The sequence below is a fragment of the Enterococcus sp. VV15 genome, assembly GCF_005236045.1.
In the GTDB taxonomy this organism is placed as follows: Bacteria; Bacillota; Bacilli; order Lactobacillales; family Enterococcaceae; genus Enterococcus_B; species Enterococcus_B durans.
Map to the genome: position 1 here is coordinate 49,430 of NZ_QPTY01000011.1, position 21,533 is coordinate 70,962.

Below are 21,533 nucleotides of genomic sequence, written 5' to 3' on the forward strand. Positions count from 1 at the left end.
GTCTCTCCCTCCTCTTCGTTTTCCATCCATTTTCTTATAACCCTGCAGTAAAGCGTTCAAAAGCAGCTCGTCCTTCTTCATCACGTTTGAAAACACCCGCATCTTCTAATACACGTGCAAAAACTTTTCCTACAGCTTCAAAGACGATATTGTCCACTGATTTTTCAGTCAATTCTGGGTGTTCAGCTTTAAGCTGATCTGCCCACTCCACATGATAATCCGCAATATGATGGTCTTTTCCTAATAGATAATTTTTAACCTCTGCTAATTCTGGTTTTAAGCGTGGCGGTAAAATTGCTAGCCCCATGACTTCGATTAAGCCAATGTTTTCTTTCTTGATGTGTTGGATATCCTGATGTGGATGGAAGATCCCTTCTGGATGTTCTTCTGACGTATTATTATCACGTAACACTAAATCAAGTTCATAATAGTCATCCCGTTTTCTAGCTATCGGTGTAATCGTATGGTGTGGTGTTCCATCCGGAGAAAATGCATTGACTTCTACTGTTGGATCAGAATAGTTCTTCCATTTTCTCAGCACGCTTGTAGCCGCTTCGACTAATACATGTCGATCTGTCGCTTGTAAACGGATCACAGACATCGGCCACTTGACGATTCCAGCAATTACTTGCGGATAATCAGATAATTTGATTAATTTTTCTATTGGCGCTTTTGCCATTGGAAATTCATGACGTCCTGCTTGATAGTGATCATGAGATAAGATCGATCCCCCTACGATCGGTAAATCAGCGTTTGAACCAACAAAATAGTGTGGCAAGACTTCCGTAATTTTCAGTAAACGAGCGAAAGCCTCCTTCGTGATTCTCATTGGCCGATGTTCTTCTGAAAGAATGATCGAATGCTCATTGTAGTAAGCATAAGGTGAGTATTGAAATCCCCAGCTTTCGCCATCCAAGTTCATACGAATGATCCTATGATTCGTCCGCGCTGGATAATTCAAGCGCCCCTTGTATCCTTCGTTTTCCATACACAGCATACATTTAGGGTAATCAACTTTCGTAGCTTGTCTTTCCGCTGCAATTTGCTTGGGATCTTTCTCCGGTTTCGATAAATTGATCGTGATTTCCAGCTCACCATAATCTGATGGGTAGGTATATTGGATATTTTTTGCGATAGCTCGGGTCTTGATGTAGTCATTTCGCTTGCTCAAATCAAAGAAATAGTTCGTTGCCTCTTCAGGATCGTTGGCATAATGTTGTGCAAAAAATGCATTGACTACAGAAGGTGGAGGAGTCAAAAAGTCCATCAGTTGTGCTTCGAAAATTTCTTTTTCCGCTGTTAAGTCAGAAACTATCCTATTTTTTTGTGCTTGCTCGACTAAACGATCCAATAAATCCACTGAGTCCTCATTGACGGAACGCACTTGGTATACATCCATTGCCTCTTCACCGATCATACCGTTGATCTTATTTTGCAGATAGAGCCGGTCCATCTCCATCCATCCACCCGCTTCGATCGCTAACGTAGTAAAATCGCAAATCGTTTGACTGATTGTCATCTTTTCTCTACTCCTTGTAACCATTAGGATGGCTGACATGCCATTCCCAAGCAGTTTTAATAATTTCTTTCACGTCTGTAAATTTCGGCTTCCAACCTAAAATCGCTTGTGCTTTTGCACTTGAAGCGACTAATCGACTTGGGTCGCCTGCTCGTCGAGGGGCAATCTTCGCTGGAATTTCTTTTCCTGTCACTTCTCGAGCTGCTTCAAGCATCTCTTGCACTGAATAGCCTTGATTACTTCCTAGATTGAAGAAATTGCTTTCGTTACCGGCTTTTAGATATTCTAATGCTAAGATATGTGCGGCAATCAGGTCTTCTACTTGTACATAATCTCTGACGCATGTCCCATCTGGTGTATCATAGTCATCCCCATAAATAGCTAATGATTCACGTTGGCCTAACGCTACTTGCAAGATGATTGGAACTAAATGTGTTTCTGGTGTATGATCTTCTCCTATAGAGGCATCCGATTTAGCACCAGCCACATTGAAGTAGCGTAAAGCAACATACCGCATTCCATAGGCATTATCGCACCACTTCATCATTTTTTCCATCATCAGTTTGCTTTCACCATAAGGATTTTTAGGATTCGTTGGGGTACTTTCTGTAATCGGGAATTCTTTTGGCTCGCCATAGGTTGCAGCAGTCGAAGAGAATACGATATTTTTGACATCAAATTCATGCATGACTTCCAATAACACTTGCATACCATAGACATTATTGTTGAAATATTTTAACGGTTTTTCGACTGACTCACCTACTAATGAACTAGCAGCAAAATGAAGAACTCCTTCAATCGTTTCTTTTTCAAAAACAGATTTCAAAAAAGTTTTGTCTCGAATATCACCTTCATAAAAACGTGCATCTGGATGGACCGCAGCTTTGTGACCAGTCAATAAATTATCCACCACGATTACTTCATAGCCTTTATTGATTAATTGATCCACAGCATGGGAACCAATATAACCTGCACCACCTAAAACTAAAATTGACATATGCCCACTCCTTTTTTCTTCTTCAAACATTTTTTTGAACGCATGAAAAGTCTCAAGTGTTTGTAAAATGCTTTCTTTTTATTTAGTAAATTTATAATAAAACATTTAGTAATTTTTTCAACCATCAATTGCAAAGGTTTTCAAATTTTAGACCTCAGACTGGTCTTTTTTTCCATTTTGTTCCATAATAGAGGTAACAACTAATAAACGAGGTGTTTGAGATGAAAAAATTTGTATCAGGTATTTTAGTAGGTAGTCTGGCAACAGCTGCTGCAGTTGCTGGCTTAGTCGCTTCAGTCAAAAAAACAGTCATTGATCCAATCGATGAGAAGGAAGCAATGATCGAAGAAAATCGAAAAAAAGCAATGCGTAAACGTGTTTCCCACTAATTTTGCTTTAAGAAAAGACCTAAGAGACACCCTTTCTTAAAAGAGTCGTACTTTTAGGTCTTTTTTCTATATCCTTTTACTCTGCAACATATGTTGTGCGATTCGGTCGATTTGTCTTAAATTCCAAGGATCAGTGTAAGGTCTTGAAACGGCAGCCGTCAACCAATCTACGCCTTCAACTGGGATACCGATACAATAAACCGTTTCCTCTACCTTTCCTTTTTGGTTCACAACTTGGTTTATTCCTCGAATGATATCAACTGCATTTGTATGGTATTGTTTTTTCTGGTCTTGATAAGTATATGAACGAATAAGCTGATTATTTATTAGACTCTTTAAAGCTGGGTTTTCTGTGTAAAGAAGGTCATTTTTAGGTACACGTGCTTCAATCAAAAACCTACTTTTGACCGTCACACCTTTATAATCTACAGAAAAACAACCTTCTGACATACGGATATCAATAGGGGGCTCGACCAAATGAAAAATCCCGGCATCAATCAGAGCAGCTAGTTCTCTTGTTCGAATTGCTGGTGGGCCAATCGTAAGAAACGCATTCAGACGAGTGAACCAACCCCATAACAATTCTTCATATTCCTTTACTGTAAAAATTTCCCATTCGATCGCTTGCCGTATCGGATCACGCCAATCTTTCAATGCATCGAATGTCGACGCAATCGCACCTGTACAGTTTCCCTTTAAAGCTTCATTGATCTGATATGCAATAAACTGTCTGCTTGCTGGTATAAAATCTTGACTAGAACTCAATGGGGCAGCAAAGAAATCCCACGACCAGTGATAAGACATTAACTCAGGGTACTTTTGTTGCCACAGCTTTTCTTTATCAGAAAGAAAGTCTTGCTCAAATACGGCACTTGAAATCTCTAGCTGATATTCTTCAATGATTTTTTTGTAATAAAACAATTCTGTATCCTTTTTCAATAATTCAAAAAATAAAGTTCCTGTCAATTTCTTCGAATGATACAGCTTTGACAGATTTTCTCTTGTGATCAATCTTGGTAAAGCCATAGCACCTCCCTGTTTTTGGTTCTTTCCCCGAGGAAAATAAGGAAGTCCTTTTCTCGAACCGCAATAGACAACTGGTTCCAATCCGGAAGGATGATAAATCAATTTTTCCCCTTTATCTTCAAAATAACCGCCACGGCCAATTGTGAACAGCCCTACATAGTCGAAAAAACTTAATCCTAATCCTTTCAAAATGACATTTTCTTTTGATGAGATCGATTGAACAGGAACGTCTGCCGGATTTGCAGGGGGCTGATAGAATAAGTTCTCTTTCGTTGCGTGATCATAAAGCTTCTTCTCTTCCCCAGTTAGTTCATTTTCCCAATGACCTGTAGCCAAAACCAATTGATCTACCATAAATACTTGTTTGTCCGTCTCCAGTTGATACTGCTGCTCTTTTTTTTGGATTTCAGTAACTATCCCTTTGACCAAATTCAGATTTTCGGGGTATGCTTCATTTAATTGTGTATAAAACCAGTGCTGATAAAGTCCGTAAAAGCAGCGGGAACATTGTTCATCCTTTTTTAACTCCCTTGATTCCTTGATAAACTCAGCTTTCATTGGTATATTTTGCTGTTCAATGAAGTCAACTGCGTTTGTCTTACTCCATTGATAAAGATTGGGACCAGGTGAAATAACCCCTCCGCTTGATAACGTTTCATCAGTAAAAAGTGTCACTTGTTGAGATACAGAATTCATTAGTAACTCAGAAGGTTGATCAAGTCGCCAGACTCTTCCGCCCGGTCCTACTGGATCAAATAGAATAAGTTCAAGCGCTTGCTCATTTGCCCCATTGCGCAACAATCGTTCAGCCATGCTCAATCCTCTTGGTCCACCGCCTACAATGCCAATTTTCATCCATCGACACTCCTCTCGAGATATTCTTTCAATACGACCGCTTGATTTTGTTTTTCATCCTTTGCGCCATAGACTAGCGTCACTACCGGATAAGTTTCAAGAAGCAACTTTAACTGGGTAATTGCTGTCCGTTTTTCTTCCTCTTTTGTCAATTCCTCACTATATCGTTTAGAAAATTCTGCAAAATGCTTTGGATCATGTCCAAAAAACTTTCTTAATTCTGTACTCGGTGCAACTTCTTTGAGCCACAAATCAAGGTGTGCTTTTTCTTTCGATATTCCTCGAGGCCATATGCGATCAACTAAAACCCGAACCCCATCATTTTCTTCTCTTTCTTGATAAATTCTCTTTAATTTAATCATTGATTCCACATTCCTCTTCTATTTCGATCATAGCATAAATGATTCAAATAATAGTCGATTTTGTCCAAACCTACAAAAACTGATCATAAAGAAAAAGTCTAAGAATCTTGAAAATATAAAAAATATTTTCAGATACTCAGACTTTTTGAAAGGATCTTTACTGATTTCTTCAAGTATTGAAGAAATGTTACACTTTTTTACTTTTTACTTTACCTGACCAACCATCATATCCACCTTTTAAGATATAGATATCTTTGTAGCCAGCTTTTCTTAGTTTATTTGCTGTACGTATGCTTAAACTTTTCTTTTGATCATAAATGTACACTGGTTGGTCTTTACGAATCGATCCTAGTGAATCTTTCAAAACTGTATAAGGAATGTTTCTTGCGCCTAGGATGTGTCCCGCATCAAAAACATCTTTTTCACGAACATCAATGACTTGTGCTTTTCGCATATTTTCTCGAAATTCTTCTTCTTCCAGCGTTTTCGAAGAACGTTTTGCCATTACTCGCAAATAGACTTCCCAAAATACGATTGCAAGAATAATTAGTAGCAATACGATGTTAATAACCCATAAAACCATGTAATTCCTCCACTTTGTTAAGCAAACTTCAAGGCTAATGAAGCAGCACCAATCACACCGGCTTCATTTCCTAATTCCGCTAATTTGATTTTTGTTGATTCTCTTACTTGTGGGAATGTGAATTGATTGAAATATTTTTCGACACGGCTGCGTAAAAATTCACCTGCAGCTGAAACGCCCCCACCTAGAACGATGCTTGAAGGGTTCATTGTATTCCCTAGATTGCCGCAAGCCAAGCCTAAGTAGAAGCATACGCGGTCTACAACTATCAAACCAAAAGGATCATTGCCCTCTGCTAATTCAAAGATATCTTTACTTGTCACTTCTTCACCATCATCAAGCATCTTTTTAAGTGTTGAGTCACCAGCGTATTCTTCGGCTAAGAAGCGTGCTAAACGAACCACACCAGTTGCGCTTGAGACCGTTTCAAGACAGCCACGTTTACCGCAAGTACACTCAAAACCTTCTGGATCAACTGTGATATGGCCAATTTCGCCCCCAGCACCAGCAACGCCATGGATCAAGTTTCCAGAAGCTATGATACCACCGCCCACACCGGTTCCTAGCGTAACGAAGATAACGTCTGGGTCATTTTCCCCAGCGCCTTTCCATCGTTCGCCTAAAGCTGCTACATTGGCATCATTGTCGATTGCAAATTTGATTCCTGTACCTTCTTCAATTTGCTTTCTTACGTATTGAAGTTCAGTCCAGTTTAAATTGTAGGCACCAATGACTGTCCCAGCATCGCTGTCGACACTACCAGGTGTCCCCATACCAATCCCAATAAAATTTTCAGCTTTCATGTTGTATAAATTCAAACGATGATTGATTGATTCAACAATCTCAGGAATGATGTGCGTGCCATCATCCAAAATATTGGTATCGATACTCCACTTTTGTTGAATTTCTCCTTCCGGTGTTAAAATTGCAAATTTTGCTGTTGTCCCACCTAAATCAATCCCAATAATTTTTTTGTCCATTACAAGTTTCCTTTCTTTCGGCTTTCTTCTACTCGGTGCTCTCTTTTCAGTATATGCCACGCTGTCATGTATGTATCATGATCGATCAACCGATTATCATAAAGATTCCTCAATTCGATCGTCATCAACTCAATATCATAGATACGTGACCCCACATAGACAAAGATGCCAAACCTTTTGAACAGTTGTTGCACATCATACAAGCTCTCCATCTCTAAGCACTTCCTTCATATTATACAAGTAATCCATATTTTTTTAAACCCAATAAAACACATATTATTAAAAGAAATCCAAAAACGAGAAGTGAGAGTATTCGCTGATGGATCGAATAATCGGTCATTTTTTTGGGTAAACCTAAACAATTCCCTAAAAGCAAACCACCAATGATTCCTCCCATGTGTCCCCAGATATCCACCGATGTATCCATGAGACCAAAAACAAAGCTCATAGCAATAAACAGCATATAATGACGAATCAATTGTCTTACCTGATAATCATTTTTGAAATGAAAACCTAATATGAATAATGCGCCAAACAATCCAAATAATGAGGTACTTGCCCCACCAGAAAGGACGCCGGCTTGATTGAACGCAAAGCTAGCTGCATTCCCCATGATTCCGCTGAATAGATAGATTATAAAAAAGCGCCAATGCCCATAGAGCGTTTCAATTTGTTCACCCATAAAATAGAGAATCAATGAATTCATGGCAAAATGCATCAGACCAAAATGGATAAAGATAGGTGTGATGAATCGCCACCATTCATTCATATAAACGACGAATGGTCCATACATTCCCATAGATGTAGCAATATTATTTGATGGGATGAATTCCATCGCTAAAAATACGATTGTCTGGATTGCCAAGAAAAAGTAAGTGATGATCGGCCTTCTTAACCAAGCCTTTAATTTTATCTGTTGTTGATAATTCATGAAATCCTCCTTTTAAACATCCGTAAATAGTTGTTGGATTTTTTTGTCAAAACTTTCAGGGAGCCATTCGTTATTGATAAGTTCATGGAAAACAAGGCTGCACGTAGCATTGGGGTAATTTTGCAAATATCGATCATAATATCCTCCACCAAAACCGATGCGATACCCACATTCATGAAAAATGATCCCCGGGACAATCAGCAAGTCAATTTCATCGGGCAAATAATACCGATCAGAAATTGGTTCAAACACACCAAAACTTGATTTTTCAAATGTTGTCTCTTGATCAACCTGATAAAAGGCCATTTGACGTTTAGGTAGTGTTTTCGGAACAACGATGCTTTTCCCTGCACTTTGAGCTGATTCAATAAGCGGTTGGGTTGAAATTTCAAAGCCATTCGCTATTGTTAGCCCAATGGTTCTTGCCCTTTGCCACTTGCTGCTTTCATACAATTTTTGATAGAGCTTTCGTTCTTTCGCTTCTTTCTCGCCACTCTCGGCTATCCTTTGCAGTTGTTGTATACCAAATTTCCGCAGGTCTTCTTTTGTACGTTCCAAAAAAGTCACCCTTCCTCTTGTTAAAATGGTAGCGGAAAATGCTCAAAATAGCAATTTAACTTTTCAAATAAATGCAGTTTCTTTAAAAAGAAGAGAATGTGGGACAAATCTAAAAATCAGGTTTACTACAGACTCTCGAATAAACGGCGTCCAAAAGTCAGTTTTTTCGGAAATTTCAAAAAAGAGGCTGGGACAGAAGTGTTTAACTCCGAGAAATAAGCCAAAATCCATAAAATTTGAAAAGTAATTTAACAAATCTTTTCTTAGTCCTCGGAATTAAACATTTTTGTACTAGACTCTTCTTAAAGCTAGATCAACTTAGAATCTGTTTTTGTTTGGAAAATAGTAAATACAAGAAATAAGGTGCGCCAATGACGGCAATCAAGATTCCAGTAGGGATTTCTCCGCTTGGTAGAATGATTCGAGCAATACTATCGGCACTATTGACAAAAAGTGCGCCAAATAATCCACTTAAAAGAAATGACCATTGATTTTCTCGTCGCACGATTAGTTTTGCTCCATGGGGTGCAAGTAAACCGACAAAAGAAAGACTACCAGCGACAGCAACACTTCCACAAGCTAAAGCGACAGCAAGTAATAAAAGGATCTGCTGACTTCTTGTTACATTCAAGCCTAGGCTACGTGCTCTTTCTTGCCCTAAGGATAATAGTCCGATCCGACCACTGAAAAATACCGTAAGAATGAGTATAACAGCTACCCAAGGGATCAATCCCCATACATATGGCCAACTTGCTCCCCAAATCGAACCCGCTAGCCAAGAATTAACAAATCCATAGCTTTCTTTTGACAACTTGATCGTACACAATAACATCAAAGCAGATAACCCTGCATTCACAGCGATACCTGCCAGTAAAATGCGGTTCATGCCAAGCAGTCCATTCCGCTTATGGGCAACGGCATATACTAAGAACGCCGCAAAAGCGCCTCCCAAAAAAGCTACCAATAACAATAAAAACGGGGAAGAGTCATTTGCATAGAATCCTAGATACAGCATCACAAAAAATCCCGCACCCGCATTTATTCCTAATAAACTAGAGTCCGCTAACTCATTTCTAGTCACTCCTTGTAGTAAATAACCGGACACCCCAAGGCTCAAACCCGCAACAAGACTAATCAATAAGCGAGGCAACCGAAATTCAGACACTACCAAAGAATGGAGAGCTTGCCCTTTTCCTACCATCAAGTCGAAAATCTGATCTAGAGAAATAAATGGAGTGCCAATCATCAGACTAGCTAGTGAAGTAATGACAAGTAAAAAAAACAATAAAAAGATAGCATATTGGATCTTTTTCATGCATGTTCCCTCCTAACTTGAAACAATAAGAACGGAACACCAATCAATGCAACCACTAGACCAAAAGGAGTTTCAAAGGGTGGATTGATCATTCGCGCCACATAATCCGCAAACATCACGAATCCTCCACCTAATAAGAATGATGCAGGTAAGACATACCGATAATCCGAACCAACTAAGCCTCGAACCACTGGAGGCACCATCAAGCCGATAAATGATACTGGACCTACCAGTGAGACTGCAATGGCTGCTAAAACAGCTACTAATAAAAATACGACGATCCTAATCCGCTTAGGATGTCCTCCAAGAGCCAAAGCGTGGGTCTCGCTTAGATTTACTAAAGAAACAGATTTACCTAGTACAAACGAACAGCCAACTGCCACTATATAAACAGGCGCAATCACTTTTAGTTGCTGCCAAGTTATGTTTGCAGCTCCTCCGACAAACCAAAAAGCCAAATCTTGTTGAAGATCAAACAATTGGGTCAATGCTTGACTAATAGCAGTAAAAAAGGAACTAATTGCCACACCAATTAAAATAAGTTGAATGGGATCCATCCCCACCTTAGAAAGACTCAAACAGAAAAATACAAGTAACGTAACTAGGAACGAGCCTAATAACGAAATCAAGAACACACCAAATGCTGATGTTTTTGGAAAAAAAATAAAACTGACTGCCATTGCTAGCGATGCCCCCGAATTGATACCAAGTAATCCTGAGTCCGCTAAATTATTCCTAGTCACACCTTGCATCAACGCACCACTAAGTGCAAAGCAGCTTCCCACCAAAAAAGAACCTAAGACTCTAGGGAGCCGAATCGTTCGTATGATCTGTTGTGTTTGAACACTAGCATCAAACTGAAAAATTGCCCGCCACAAATTGGAGAAGGCGATGGACACTGCACCATTTGATAAAGAAATCACAAAAATAATGAAGATGGCTACTATAAACAATACAAGCGTAAAAACTTTTCTTTTCTGTTTCACTTTTCTCCCTCCTTACGACTAGTCATCAAATCGTAAGATAGAAAGACAGGTTTATTCGTCTCTGGAAGTTGGACGATCTGTGCATCAATTTCAAAGATTTCACGCATCCATTCTTTTGTGACTACTTCTGCTGGCGTTCCTTGCACCACCAATTTTCCATCCTTCATCCCAATCAAACAGTCTGAAAAACGTGAGGCATGATTGATGTCATGGATGGACATCAAAATGGTCGTATGCTTTGCACGATTGATTTCTACTAACAATTCTAAGATTTCTAATTGATGGGCTGGATCTAAATACGTGGTTGGTTCATCCAAGATCAAAATATCCGTCTCTTGCGCCAATGCCATGGCAATCCAAACTCTTTGCGCTTGTCCACCCGATAAACTAGCTAAATCTCTTTCACGAAACTCCAACAAATGAGTGACCTCTAATGCCCAATCAATCGCAGAGAGATCCTTTTCATTCATTCCGCTAAAAAGTTTTTGATAAGGATAACGTCCATATGAAACAACTTCTTCTACCGACATGCCTAAAGGATGCTCACTACTTTGCGCCAGTAATGAAATCTTTCGCGCTAATTCTTTTGGTGCATATGTCGCAATATCAGAACCCGCTACCATGATCTTTCCTTTTTGAACGGGAAGAATTCGTGTAAAACTTTTTAATAAAGTGGATTTACCACTACCATTTGGTCCAATTAGACTGGTAATTTTTCCTTCAGGGATCTTAACAGATAATTTTTCACTGATCTGCTTATTCAGGTAACCTGTCGAAATATCAACGGCTTCCAGTATTGTCATTTTTTTCACCCTTCCATTGAAAATCATTCTCAATTATGAAGGCACTTCACAAATTCGTCAAGCATTACTTTGCCCTTAGAACTTCTCAAAAAACGGTTGACACCACTTCTATTATCATGAATAATAACAAATGAGAAAGATTCTCAATTAAAGGAGGAGGAAAAAATGAATCCAAAAACTAAATTATGTACAATCACTAGTACTTTATTGTTAATTGGTCTTTTAGGAGCCTGTTCGTCAACAGACAAAACAAAAACAGCCGAGACTTCTACAACAGAATCTACTAACGCAACGCATACTGTAACAGATACTTTAGGTCATAAAGTCGCAATACCCAACCAACCGAAACGAATCATCGGTAGTTATTTGGAAGACTATCTGATTGCATTAGGAGAAAAACCAGTAGCACAATGGACAGTAGGCAGTGGCTCAATCCAAGATTATCTACAAAGCGAGCTTAAAGGTGTTCCTACCATTTCCTATGACCTCCCTTACGAGAAAGTTTTGAGTTTTGAACCTGATCTATTACTAATCTCCTCTTCTGCTACAGTTGAAGGTGGCAAATACGATCAATATAGTAAGATTGCTCCAACCTACGTCGTAGAAAATGGCACAGAGGTCACTTGGGAAACACAACTGAAAGATATCGGAAAAGTCCTTGATAAAAAGGAACAAGCAGATAAGATCATTTCTGATTATCAGAAAAAAGTCAAAGAGACACGCACCGAATTAGCAGATAAGATCAATGGCAAAACAGCTGCAGTCTTATGGGTAACCAACAATTCTGCTTACATGGTAAGCGAAAATCGTTCAAGCGGACGAATCGTCTACGGTGATCTAAAGTTTGGAGTCCCTCCTCTAGTTGCAGAAGTTTCTAAAGAAGCCACTTCTGATTGGTCTGCTGTTTCTTCTGAAAAACTAGCAGAATTAGATGCAGACTATATTATTTTAGTCAACAGTGATAAAAAAGCAGCCATGTTCAACGAAGCCACTTGGAAAAATCTTAAAGCAGTCAAAGCAAACAATGTATTAGAGCTTGGTCCTGAATCAAGTTGGCTATACAATGGTCCTATTGCGAGTGAACAAATGGTCGACGATATCAAAGAGCGATTAAGCTAAGAATCACTATCATGAAAAAACCTTGTCTCCAATGAAATATTTCTCCGTATCATTCGATAATTCAATCGAACTTTTAAGGAAAAATCCCATTGGTCCAAGGCTCTTTTTCTATTTTTTTCAAAATCAATTAGCCTATTGCTTTTTCTCAAATGATCGTTCGTTTATAGGATCAAAATCAAACAATTTCAGATGATCGCTCAAAGAAAGATACAAAATTTGGTTTTTCTGTTACGCATCAAAATCAATTTTTTTCATCTTTGATAAAAATACTTCAATACTGCGCATGTTCTATTAGGCATTTTAAACATGATGAGCGTGGGACAAAAGTAAGAAACACTTTTGTCCCAGCCTCATTCAGCCTCCGCCACTCGTCTTTTCCATTTCTGAAAACGATGAGGATACTGATTTTCTTCATCAACTATACCCACATGTTCTTCCACTAGGTCAAAATCGGAAAAATCGATCTCGCCGATAAATGTATCTCCTTCAAAGGTAGCATCAATCAATGTACGCCAAATAATCCCAGTTTCTGGTAATAATTCCTGAAAAATCCGACTACCACCTGATACATAAATATCCTCTGAACAATTCTTCGCATACGCAAGTAGTTCTTCAATTGAATGCATCACTTCTGCGTTCTCTTCTACTTTAAAATCAGCTTGGCTTGTTAAGACGATAATCTTTCGGTAGGGTAAGGACAATTTTCCCATGCCTTCGTAGGTTTTTCTCCCCATCACCAATATTCTATTCATTGTATGTTCTCTAAAAAAACGCATATCATTAGGCAATTTCCATGGAAGTAACCCATCTTTGCCGATCAACCCATTTCTATCTTGTGCCCACATTGAAATAAACATCTGTCTCATCCTCTCCGGTATGCTATAAAAAGCATACACATTTATCGAAAAAATAACCAGTTATTAAGCAAAAAAGACTGAATCATCCTCAGATGTCCAGTCCTTTTTTGCTAAGTCTTATCCATTATATCCATATGAACAAGAGCTTTATTTATGCTTATTTAGTTTCACGGTGTAAAGTAACTTTACGTTCGCGTGGGCAATATTTTTGTTTTTCCAAACGATCAGGGTTGTTACGTTTGTTTTTGCTTGTCAAATAGTTACGTTCTTTACAAGAAGTACATTCTAAAGTAATGTTTACGCGCATGTTTTTCCCTCCCATTTTTACTAGAATCCTCTAAGATGACTCTCAGACTTGACTATCTTACCATGATTTCCACCAGATTACTAGCCTTTTCCTGAAATTTGTTAAGTAAATTTACTTGACGAAGAAAGAATAAGTTATGACCCCGTAAACAAATTCTTTTTCTTTTTTATAGCTTACGTTTACACTATGGATTATAGAAGGAAACACAAAAAGAAGAATACGATCATTTAAAGGAGGAAACATTCATGCCATGGAATATGACAGACTACCCACCTTCAATGAAAAACCTAGAAGAACTTGTCCGAAAAAAAGCCATTGCTATCGGCAATGCGTTATTAGCTGATGGATATCCAGATGACCGAGCAATCCCTATTGCGATCAAACAGGCAAAGGAATGGTATGAAAATGCTGACAAATCAGAGAAAAAAGAATTTTCAGAAGAAAAAAATCCCTCTAAAACAGATAAACACGAAAAAAATTCACGAACATCAGAGTTGATCAATGCCAATGTGAATGTCAGATTTGAAGAGGATCAATGGATCGTCATATCAGATGGCGCAAAAAAAGCAAGTCAACGCTTTGCAACAAAAAAAGAAGCCATTGAAAAAGGCAAAGAGATCGCTCAAAATAAAAAAACAACTTTGACTATCTACAAAAAAGATGACAGCAAAGAAAAAGAAATCAGCTATTCTTCTGAAAAGAATTAACACCAACCGACACACCTTGATTTTTTACTATACGTGGATGGGGAGAATTCAACCCCATCAGTTGGATATCATTGAGTAAAACGGGAGAGATAAAAGTAATCTTACTTTTATCTCTCCCTTTCACTTTGAATAATTGTCAGAAAAAAACTTAGCTTCAGACAGTTACATAATCAATTGCTTCTGCTTGAGGAACTGTTTCTTCAACAAAGAACACGTTGTACCAAGTCAAAAAGCTAAAAATCGTCCAAATTTTCCGTTGTTCTTCTTTACGGCCTTCATAATGATCATTCAACAACTTCATGATTTTTTCTTGATCAAAGAATTCTTTCGCAAAATCTGCTTCAAATAATTCTTTTACTTGTCGATAGCCATGGTCTTCTTTTAACCAAGCTTTGATTGGTACAGGGAAGCCTAATTTCACTCGGTTCGACCATTCTTCTGGTAAATGCTTATTCGCTGCTTGGCGGAAAACATCTTTCGTGTTGTTTTGATTCAACAGATATTTACTTGGAATCTGTTGCGCCAGTTTCATGACTTCGATATCCAATAAAGGCACTCGGACTTCCAGAGAACTTGCCATTGAAAGTTTATCAGCTTTCAGCAAGATATCCTTCGGCATCCATTGATGAAGATCGACATATTGCATTTTATTGACCTCATCAGCAATTTTATCTGTGTTCGCATAATGAGCATCCATAATATCCTTGACTGTTGGTGCTTGTTGGAAATCATCAGTTAAAATATCTGCAGCTTCCGCTTCTTCAAATACACGTGCATGCCCGATAAAATACTCTTTAGCAGGTGCTAGAGATTCATATAAATGGATTCTCCCATGGAAATTTTTCATTTTTCCAATTTTACGGCCAAGATTATATCTTGTTCCTTTAGGCAATTTTTTCAATCCTTGCGCAATTACACGAATAAATTTTGAATTAGTATGGAATCCATACGTTTGGTAGCCAGCAAATAGTTCATCTGCGCCTTCACCAGATTGGACAACTCTCACACTTTGCGATGCTAGATTTGCTAAAAAATAGAGCGGCACACATGAAGGATTTGAATCAGGTTCATCTAAATGATACTGGATCAAAGGAAAAGCCTTGAAAGACATATCGCCATCGATCACAGCTGCGGTATTGTCTAGATCCAAACGCTCAGTCAACTTTCTCGCTTCGATTGCTTCGTTATAAGTCTTGTCATCAAAGCCAATAGAAAACGAATGATCTGGTTTAAGCACTGAAGTCACATAACTAGAATCAACACCACTAGATAAAAATGAACCGACTTCTACATCGCTTATTTTATGTGCTGCAATAGAAGACTGCACTGTTTCATCAATCTTGTCGATCCATTCTTGTCTTGAATGCTCTCCTTTTGTTTCAAAGTCGGCATCCCAATATTGTTGAATATCCAGTTGTCCATCTTTATACGTAAAATAATGGCCTTCTGGTAAGCGGTGGACACCCTTGAAAAATGTTTCGCCATTCAATGGTGAATATTGGAAAGTCATATATGGTTTCAACGCTGATTTATTTAATTCTTTTTTGAAATCTGGATGTGGTAAAAAACTCTTTATTTCTGATCCAAACATGAATGTTCCATTCATTTCAGCATAATAATAAGGCTTGATACCAAAATGGTCACGTGCACCAAATAATTCATTTTTTTCATTATCCCAAATAGCAAATGCGAACATCCCACGTACTTTTTGTAAAAGATCAGTACCCCATTCTTCATATCCATGCAACAATACTTCTGTATCTGCATGGGTTTGGAAAATATGCCCTGCCTTGATCAATTCTTCTCTCAAAGGTTGGTAATTGTAAATTTCACCATTGAAAATAATGATTTTCGTACGATCTTCATTATAAATAGGCTGTGAACCGCCTTCCAAGTCAATGATACTCAAACGTCTAAAACCCAAAGCAACAGATTGATCAATATATTCTCCAGCACTATTTGGTCCTCGATGAACGATTCGATCCATCATTGCATTCACTATTGCTTTTTTATTATCTTTGTTATTAACAAATCCTACAATTCCGCACATCTATTTTTCACATCCTAAATAAATAGTTACACTTATTACTATCCGTTCATGTGCATCTTATCATAGTAAACATGCATAAAACGAGTAATTACACCCTTACATTTTCGTCACATGAAAATAAATTGAAACCTTACATTTATCTTATAAAAAAAAGAAGGCTCGTCAACTAATTTACCACTTTTTTTGCTACGGCGCTATCTTTTATTCCAGGTTTTAAAAATAATTCTTGTTACTTAATCATGAGTATAATTTACATCTATGACAATTCAATATCTCGCATGATTTATGCATCAGCTTTCAAATTGATCTACTCCGATTTTGGACACTGAAAAAGTAATTTTTCACACCTTCTATATTAGCTGAGTTAGACGAACTTTTACTCAATAGCTCGTTGGTTCGAATCCTGACAATTTGGTATAAAATTTTTGCTCTGAGTAGTTGGCCAATGTACAATAGAATAAAAAATCTACGCTTAGCCTTTTTAAGACATATCAAACGAAGATTATTTATTGCAATACAAATAAACAACAAGAATGGAGGTTAACTAAATGAAAAATTTATTAGCAGCTGGCTTCATGTTTGTTGGTGGTGCGATACTTATGTTAGCAGGTGAATATGCCAAATGGGTCCCAATTGTAGGAAATATCATTGCTCTGATCGGTTTGGGAATGTTAGTCTATTATTTGTTCAGCAAAGATGGAAATTACAACGGAAATTAAACCTTTCTTCGTTAATATCAGATGTATAAATCTACTAGGAAAATCCAGTTGTCAATTAGACTTCTGGATTTTTTTAATTCTTACTTTATAGGAGCGATTAGCAGAACCAGTAGTCATCAAGCAAAAGAATCTTAAGCGAACCATTTCTGGTTTTAGACATACACATGCTAGTTTGCTTTTAGAATCTGGTGCAAATATTAAAGATGTGCAAGAGCATTTAGGCCACTCTTCTATTCAAATCACTATGGATCTATATATTCATATTACAGACAAAAGAAAAGAAGAAATAGCAGCGCAATTCGCAAAATATATTGATATTTAAGCAGAACGTATTCACACAAAGAAAAAGAAGGTACAGGAATCAATAAAACATTTAAGAAGCTTATATAGAGTTTTAAAAACTAATGAAATAAGGCTATTTCGGTAAAAACAGCTTATTGAATTTTCTATTTGTTTTACTCAAATGCAGTGGAATTGCAGTATAAAAATCTTCATCTAACGTGGGGCAAATTAAGCATTTAGTAAAACATAAAAAAAGAGCCCTGGGGTTACAAGGCTCTTTTTTGTTGGCGCCCATTAACAGTAATTTTAAAAAATAAATTATTGTGTACGCCAACATTGATTAAGTCTAAATTAACACCTAGTTGCTCAAAGCTACTAGAGTGCAGAGAGTATTACCTCTTTTTTACTCATACACAGAGTATCACTTATTTTTATAATAGTCAATTAGTAGCGCTAAATTTTTGAACGCTTCTTTAAGGTGCTCATTATTCACATAATAATCTGATTTTTTTTCGCACCTCTCTTTAAAAGCTTCTAATTCTACAATCAAATGCTTTTTAACACCTACGCTACAATACATATCATGTAGAAAAAACAAACACAAAATATCGTTTACTCTAGGATTCCTACACAAAGCTTTGTTCAATCCCATTTTGTTATTATTCTGCATAATTTTAGGATCAGGAGAGATGTTTTCATTCCAGAAAAATTTAATATTATTGGGTTGTTATGAGCAGCCGCATTTCGTACATTTTTGGCGTAACGTATTAGTCTAGATGGATATACGAATCTTTTTTTCTGAATTTTTGTTCTTTCATAATAAAATTCTAGGAATTTTGATAACTCTCCAAAAGACATCAATTCAAGCAAAACCCAGAGTGAGGTACAACTACTATGTTTGTTTTTCACGGGGTTTAAATAATGTGTTCTTTTACCATAAGATCCGTACATATTATTGAGATCAAAATTATACGCAACTGAAAAATCTTGTACTATTTGATAACCATCTTCAAATTTATCCATAGTTACAACAGAGTTTACTAACGTTTTAAGAGAATGCTCTAAATCTAATGACATATTTAGTAATATTTTTCGAAAACGCATATCTAAAATAGCCAAATCATCTAAGTAAGCAAAGTCTAAATTAACATACTTACCATCTTTATCTTTGTTAAAATTGTGGCGATATACCCCAGCCTTAAAATAATATGTATTTTCAGTAATTCTTTTTTTAGCTTCTTCTTTTGTCATCAAATTGAATTCAATGCCTTTACTACTCATCTTTTCAATCAGCTGGTTTGGTGTACACTTAGGGTGTTGTTTCTTAAAATTTTTTTGTTCTTCTGTCTCAATTGTATTCAAAACTTGGTGTCTGGCTGAATCTCCTAACATTTCACCTATAGATGAACTCATTATATTTATCTCCTTTGCTCATCTAACCAGTCATATACATATAACTTTATGAATATTGTAACAAAAAGGCTTATGAAGAAACAGAGAAAAATATATAGTAATCAATGAAAATATCTTCCACCTTTTTTCATCACAAAAGGTAGCCGAATTTTCGGCTACCCCTCTTTTTTCTATTAAGATTTTTAATGGTTCATGGTCCGTTGCGTTACTTGGATTTCTTGTTTAGAAAATGTTGCATACTCTTGTGTCTTACCATTTAAATAGTTAATGGTAATTCTTAGTCTTGTTAATTCCCCAGTTGGAATGGCATTCACTAAACCTTGTGCGGCGTTCTTAAACTGCTCTAAAAACTCTATTTCTTTAGTATAAGAACATCCTTGGACTTGGACACAATAAACGAATATTGTTTGGATCAAGACTAAGCAATTTATTTTTTTTGATAGGTATTACATGATGCCTGTGCGCTAGCTTCCCAAAGACAAACCTTCCACATCGTTGACAGTGTCCACCTTCTCTTTCGTAAACAAAATCTGCAACATCTTTCCATGCTTGCATTCGATAGAATGGTTTGTTCTCGTGATGATAAACAGTCTTAGCTTGTTGCTTCTTCTTGCGTGATTTACTTGATCGTTTGTGTTCGGTACAATAGATTCCCTTTGCTATCTTGTTCGTGCATCCGTCAAACTGACAGTACTTCATTCTGCTTCACGAATAAGATTCAAGATGTCGCCTTTCGTACGGATAGCACCTGGAATATCAATACCATGTTTCTTAGCATATGCACGCAATTCTTTTGCAGTCATGTTATCCAGTTCATCCGTTACTTCAACAGTCTGATCGTTAGTAACTTCGTCTTCGTCAAAGTCAACAGTAATGTTTTCACTATCAAGATTTTCATTTCTATTGACTATGAGTTCACCATTGACAGCCACAAAGGTTTTACTATCACTTGATATTCCTTTTTCTTCCGTTACTTCAAAGTTAGGTTCTTGACCTTTCGGAATTACAACAGTCTTTTTCTTTTCTGAATCCCAATATTCTGTTCCTGTGATTGATGTTCTAATTTTAGTCATTGCCATTTTGATTCTCTCCTTTCAAAACAAAAAAATCACTCATCGAGTGATCTAGTATATAGAAACTACACCTCATCAACGAGATACAGTTATAATTCTTTTCGGTCTTTGTTAACTGGTAACTTGGGATCACCGAAAACCCAAACTCGCTAACGTGCATGTTCAAAAAGTGTATTTATTAATAACTAAAATCGACTTTTATTTCATTGTAAAAAAATCACCCTTAATTTTATCTATCAGCGAGTGGTCCGCTGAAATAAAAAATTAAGGATGATTAAATGGATTATACAGATACTTATCGCGTAATATCTTTTTTAGTTGATACAAAAGAAGAAAAATATGTGAACGAGCTTCTAGACCATGGGTGGAAAATTCTTAATATAGTTCAATACAAAGATGAGAATATCCAATATGGTCAATATGCTCTTGGCGCAACTAAAGAAGTATACGATCACTTTAACTTCGATACAATTAAAGCTAGAGAACGCAAAGCATCTGTAGAAAAATATGGTTTCCAATTTGTTTTTTGAGTTTCATTCTATGTGTATCGACTAGGTGAAAATAGAAATTTTAAATAGGTATAAGTAAAAATAATAGACAGCAACATATGAACTATTGTTTGTAGGAGCTGACCCCCACATCCTTTAGTTTATTTGTTGCTGTCTGTTAAAGCTTAATTACAACGATGAGGGAGATTTCCTTCCTTCATTTATTTTGTCGAAGTCCTTTTCTTAATCTTTCGACACTATCATAATAACTCTTTTTACAGGTATATGACTGGTATAAAAAGTGTAAAAACTGGCTACTTAAAAGCAATCAGTTCTAATGCTAAAGCGAATTGGATAATAATGATATTCGATTCCTGCTTCACTGTCTCTTCGCTCAAATTGTTTCTTTCTTCTACCCCAAAGATGGCATTTCCGTAGATATAGCGATCGTAGAAGATCTTTCTTCTTCTCTCTGTAATATCTGGCTTATGTGCATGTTAGATTGATGCATAACCTCTAATAAACAATTTATGCAGATATGCGAACTTTTCCCACGCTTCCTCCTTGTCTATCAGCAACTGTTCCGCTTCAAACGTACTGTTTACCGTAGACGGCGGAACCAAAGAAAAAGATGATGTTACTTTTGGTTCGCGTGGTTGTCCTGCTCTGCACCTTGCTGATAGATATGCTGAAAGAAATACAGCGACATTATATTTTGTGCGTTCCATATCCACATCTTTTACTTCTGGTGTCTCATACTTCTTCACATCGAAAAGTACCATCCTGATTCCCCCAAATATGATATAATACTTGTGTCAGAAATATTATTCTTAGTCGGAGGAATCCGGCTTTTTTTATTTTTCAATAAGCATAATAAAAAACATTGACTATTGACTATTTAAAGCTATACTTAGTTGATTACAAAAATTTAACTATTAGGAGTTACTATAATGAATAATATACTGGGTAGAAAAGTAGATTTAACCAAAGCAATAATTGGTGCTATCATTGTTTCCATTGGATTTTTAGGATTGCTATTTGCTCCTGCAATTATAAGTATTTTTTCTTTAACCATTACAGGAATACTTTCACTTATTTTAGTTTATGGTAAAAAAAATGTCGCACAAATTTTTTCAAGATAAAGTCCATATAATTGTGTAAAAGATAAAAGGCCATGTAACAGCCCTTTTACGGTACAATGTTTTTAACCACAA

Annotated in this window: 26 protein-coding genes and 1 pseudogene; 7 read left to right on the forward strand and 20 right to left on the reverse strand. The window is 36.9% G+C overall.

What is annotated here, in order from left to right; translation table 11 throughout:
• Positions 1-34: 34 nt before the first annotated feature.
• Together galT and galE are read right to left on the reverse strand one after the other, a co-directional pair.
• The gene (gene galT, locus DVW83_RS05895) at positions 35-1,519 is read right to left on the reverse strand and encodes a UDP-glucose--hexose-1-phosphate uridylyltransferase (RefSeq protein ID WP_104661081.1); all 1,485 of its coding nucleotides are present in this window, start codon (positions 1,517-1,519) and stop codon (positions 35-37) included.
• A gap of 7 nt (positions 1,520-1,526) precedes the next feature.
• Positions 1,527-2,516, reverse strand: a complete 990-nt coding sequence (gene galE, locus DVW83_RS05900) for a UDP-glucose 4-epimerase GalE (RefSeq protein WP_104661080.1) — start codon at positions 2,514-2,516, stop codon at positions 1,527-1,529.
• Positions 2,517-2,737: 221 nt separating this feature from the next.
• Between galE and DVW83_RS05905 the strand changes: the two genes are divergently transcribed.
• Positions 2,738-2,905, forward strand: a complete 168-nt coding sequence (locus DVW83_RS05905) for a DUF3042 family protein (RefSeq protein WP_104661079.1) — start codon at positions 2,738-2,740, stop codon at positions 2,903-2,905.
• Positions 2,906-2,971: 66 nt separating this feature from the next.
• Here the strand turns inward: DVW83_RS05905 and DVW83_RS05910 are convergent, their stop codons facing one another.
• From DVW83_RS05910 to DVW83_RS05955, 10 genes are all read right to left on the reverse strand, one after another.
• Entirely contained in the window at positions 2,972-4,786 is a 1,815-nt protein-coding gene (locus DVW83_RS05910; RefSeq protein WP_104661078.1) for an FAD/NAD(P)-binding protein, read from the reverse strand.
• Complete coding sequence (locus tag DVW83_RS05915) at positions 4,783-5,148, reverse strand: DUF488 domain-containing protein (protein ID WP_104661077.1); 366 nt, start codon at positions 5,146-5,148, stop codon at positions 4,783-4,785. Before DVW83_RS05915 ends, DVW83_RS05910 begins: the two co-directional genes overlap by 4 nt.
• Positions 5,149-5,335: 187 nt before the next feature.
• A complete protein-coding gene (locus DVW83_RS05920) occupies positions 5,336-5,731 on the reverse strand; it encodes a rhodanese-like domain-containing protein (RefSeq protein WP_104661076.1) in 396 nt (131 codons plus the stop codon).
• A 17-nt stretch (positions 5,732-5,748) separates the two neighbouring features.
• Complete coding sequence (locus DVW83_RS05925; RefSeq protein WP_104661075.1) at positions 5,749-6,711, reverse strand: ROK family glucokinase; 963 nt, start codon at positions 6,709-6,711, stop codon at positions 5,749-5,751.
• On the reverse strand, positions 6,711-6,923 hold the full coding sequence (locus DVW83_RS05930; RefSeq protein ID WP_005879489.1) for a YqgQ family protein: 213 nt from the start codon (positions 6,921-6,923) through the stop codon (positions 6,711-6,713). Before DVW83_RS05930 ends, DVW83_RS05925 begins: the two co-directional genes overlap by 1 nt.
• 20 nt (positions 6,924-6,943) lie before the next feature.
• Complete coding sequence (locus DVW83_RS05935; protein WP_104661073.1) at positions 6,944-7,642, reverse strand: rhomboid family intramembrane serine protease; 699 nt, start codon at positions 7,640-7,642, stop codon at positions 6,944-6,946.
• 12 nt (positions 7,643-7,654) lie between these two features.
• Positions 7,655-8,200 (reverse strand): 5-formyltetrahydrofolate cyclo-ligase, encoded by a 546-nt coding sequence (locus tag DVW83_RS05940; RefSeq protein ID WP_167592071.1) that lies wholly within the window; start codon positions 8,198-8,200, stop codon positions 7,655-7,657.
• A gap of 313 nt (positions 8,201-8,513) precedes the next feature.
• On the reverse strand, positions 8,514-9,515 hold the full coding sequence (locus tag DVW83_RS05945) for a FecCD family ABC transporter permease (protein ID WP_104661071.1): 1,002 nt from the start codon (positions 9,513-9,515) through the stop codon (positions 8,514-8,516).
• Positions 9,512-10,501, reverse strand: a complete 990-nt coding sequence (locus DVW83_RS05950) for a FecCD family ABC transporter permease (RefSeq protein ID WP_104661070.1) — start codon at positions 10,499-10,501, stop codon at positions 9,512-9,514. The genes DVW83_RS05945 and DVW83_RS05950 overlap by 4 nt, the downstream gene beginning before the upstream one ends.
• Positions 10,498-11,304, reverse strand: a complete 807-nt coding sequence (locus DVW83_RS05955) for an ABC transporter ATP-binding protein (protein WP_005879479.1) — start codon at positions 11,302-11,304, stop codon at positions 10,498-10,500. The genes DVW83_RS05950 and DVW83_RS05955 overlap by 4 nt, the downstream gene beginning before the upstream one ends.
• A 165-nt stretch (positions 11,305-11,469) precedes the next feature.
• Here DVW83_RS05955 and DVW83_RS05960 point away from each other — a divergent pair, with 165 nt between their 5' ends.
• Positions 11,470-12,423 carry an ABC transporter substrate-binding protein gene (locus tag DVW83_RS05960; protein WP_137239120.1) on the forward strand — a complete coding sequence of 318 codons (954 nt, stop codon included), beginning with the start codon at positions 11,470-11,472 and terminating at the stop codon, positions 12,421-12,423.
• A gap of 350 nt (positions 12,424-12,773) precedes the next feature.
• Here DVW83_RS05960 and DVW83_RS05965 read toward each other — a convergent pair whose 3' ends face one another.
• Together DVW83_RS05965 and rpmG are read right to left on the reverse strand one after the other, a co-directional pair.
• Entirely contained in the window at positions 12,774-13,280 is a 507-nt protein-coding gene (locus DVW83_RS05965; RefSeq protein ID WP_104661068.1) for a dihydrofolate reductase, read from the reverse strand.
• Positions 13,281-13,437: 157 nt separating this feature from the next.
• The gene (gene rpmG / locus DVW83_RS05970) at positions 13,438-13,602 is read right to left on the reverse strand and encodes a 50S ribosomal protein L33 (RefSeq protein WP_002320810.1); all 165 of its coding nucleotides are present in this window, start codon (positions 13,600-13,602) and stop codon (positions 13,438-13,440) included.
• A 230-nt stretch (positions 13,603-13,832) separates the two neighbouring features.
• On the opposite strand from rpmG, the gene DVW83_RS05975 reads away from it, so the two are divergent.
• Positions 13,833-14,294: a DUF2188 domain-containing protein gene (locus DVW83_RS05975; protein WP_104661067.1), complete on the forward strand. Its 462-nt coding sequence runs from the start codon at positions 13,833-13,835 to the stop codon at positions 14,292-14,294.
• Between the two features lie 154 nt (positions 14,295-14,448).
• On the opposite strand, the gene asnB is transcribed toward DVW83_RS05975, so the two are convergent.
• Entirely contained in the window at positions 14,449-16,344 is a 1,896-nt protein-coding gene (gene asnB / locus DVW83_RS05980; protein WP_104661066.1) for an asparagine synthase (glutamine-hydrolyzing), read from the reverse strand.
• Between the two features lie 548 nt (positions 16,345-16,892).
• Here asnB and DVW83_RS15200 point away from each other — a divergent pair.
• Entirely contained in the window at positions 16,893-17,063 is a 171-nt protein-coding gene (locus DVW83_RS15200) for a hypothetical protein (protein WP_167592072.1), read from the forward strand.
• 142 nt (positions 17,064-17,205) lie between these two features.
• Positions 17,206-17,385: a tyrosine-type recombinase/integrase gene (locus tag DVW83_RS05985; RefSeq protein ID WP_224784477.1), complete on the forward strand. Its 180-nt coding sequence runs from the start codon at positions 17,206-17,208 to the stop codon at positions 17,383-17,385.
• 602 nt (positions 17,386-17,987) lie between these two features.
• Here the strand turns inward: DVW83_RS05985 and DVW83_RS05990 are convergent.
• The 4 genes from DVW83_RS05990 to lptC all read right to left on the reverse strand — a co-directional run bounded on the left by DVW83_RS05990 (position 17,988) and on the right by lptC (position 19,837).
• The gene (locus DVW83_RS05990) at positions 17,988-18,758 is read right to left on the reverse strand and encodes an Abi family protein (protein WP_224784476.1); all 771 of its coding nucleotides are present in this window, start codon (positions 18,756-18,758) and stop codon (positions 17,988-17,990) included.
• A gap of 182 nt (positions 18,759-18,940) precedes the next feature.
• The gene (locus DVW83_RS15150; protein WP_151048264.1) at positions 18,941-19,174 is read right to left on the reverse strand and encodes a hypothetical protein; all 234 of its coding nucleotides are present in this window, start codon (positions 19,172-19,174) and stop codon (positions 18,941-18,943) included.
• A complete protein-coding gene (locus DVW83_RS05995) occupies positions 19,119-19,457 on the reverse strand; it encodes an HNH endonuclease (RefSeq protein WP_104661065.1) in 339 nt (112 codons plus the stop codon). The genes DVW83_RS15150 and DVW83_RS05995 overlap by 56 nt, the downstream gene beginning before the upstream one ends.
• Complete coding sequence (gene lptC / locus DVW83_RS06000; RefSeq protein WP_104661064.1) at positions 19,454-19,837, reverse strand: LPS export ABC transporter periplasmic protein LptC; 384 nt, start codon at positions 19,835-19,837, stop codon at positions 19,454-19,456. Before lptC ends, DVW83_RS05995 begins: the two co-directional genes overlap by 4 nt.
• A 272-nt stretch (positions 19,838-20,109) precedes the next feature.
• Here lptC and DVW83_RS06005 point away from each other — a divergent pair, with 272 nt between their 5' ends.
• The gene (locus tag DVW83_RS06005) at positions 20,110-20,361 is read left to right on the forward strand and encodes a hypothetical protein (protein ID WP_104661063.1); all 252 of its coding nucleotides are present in this window, start codon (positions 20,110-20,112) and stop codon (positions 20,359-20,361) included.
• Between the two features lie 272 nt (positions 20,362-20,633).
• Here DVW83_RS06005 and DVW83_RS06010 read toward each other — a convergent pair.
• Positions 20,634-21,101: pseudogene (locus tag DVW83_RS06010) on the reverse strand (ArpU family transcriptional regulator).
• Between the two features lie 168 nt (positions 21,102-21,269).
• Between DVW83_RS06010 and DVW83_RS06015 the strand changes: the two are divergent.
• Complete coding sequence (locus DVW83_RS06015; protein WP_137239121.1) at positions 21,270-21,461, forward strand: hypothetical protein; 192 nt, start codon at positions 21,270-21,272, stop codon at positions 21,459-21,461.
• The last annotated feature ends 72 nt before the right edge of the window (positions 21,462-21,533 follow it).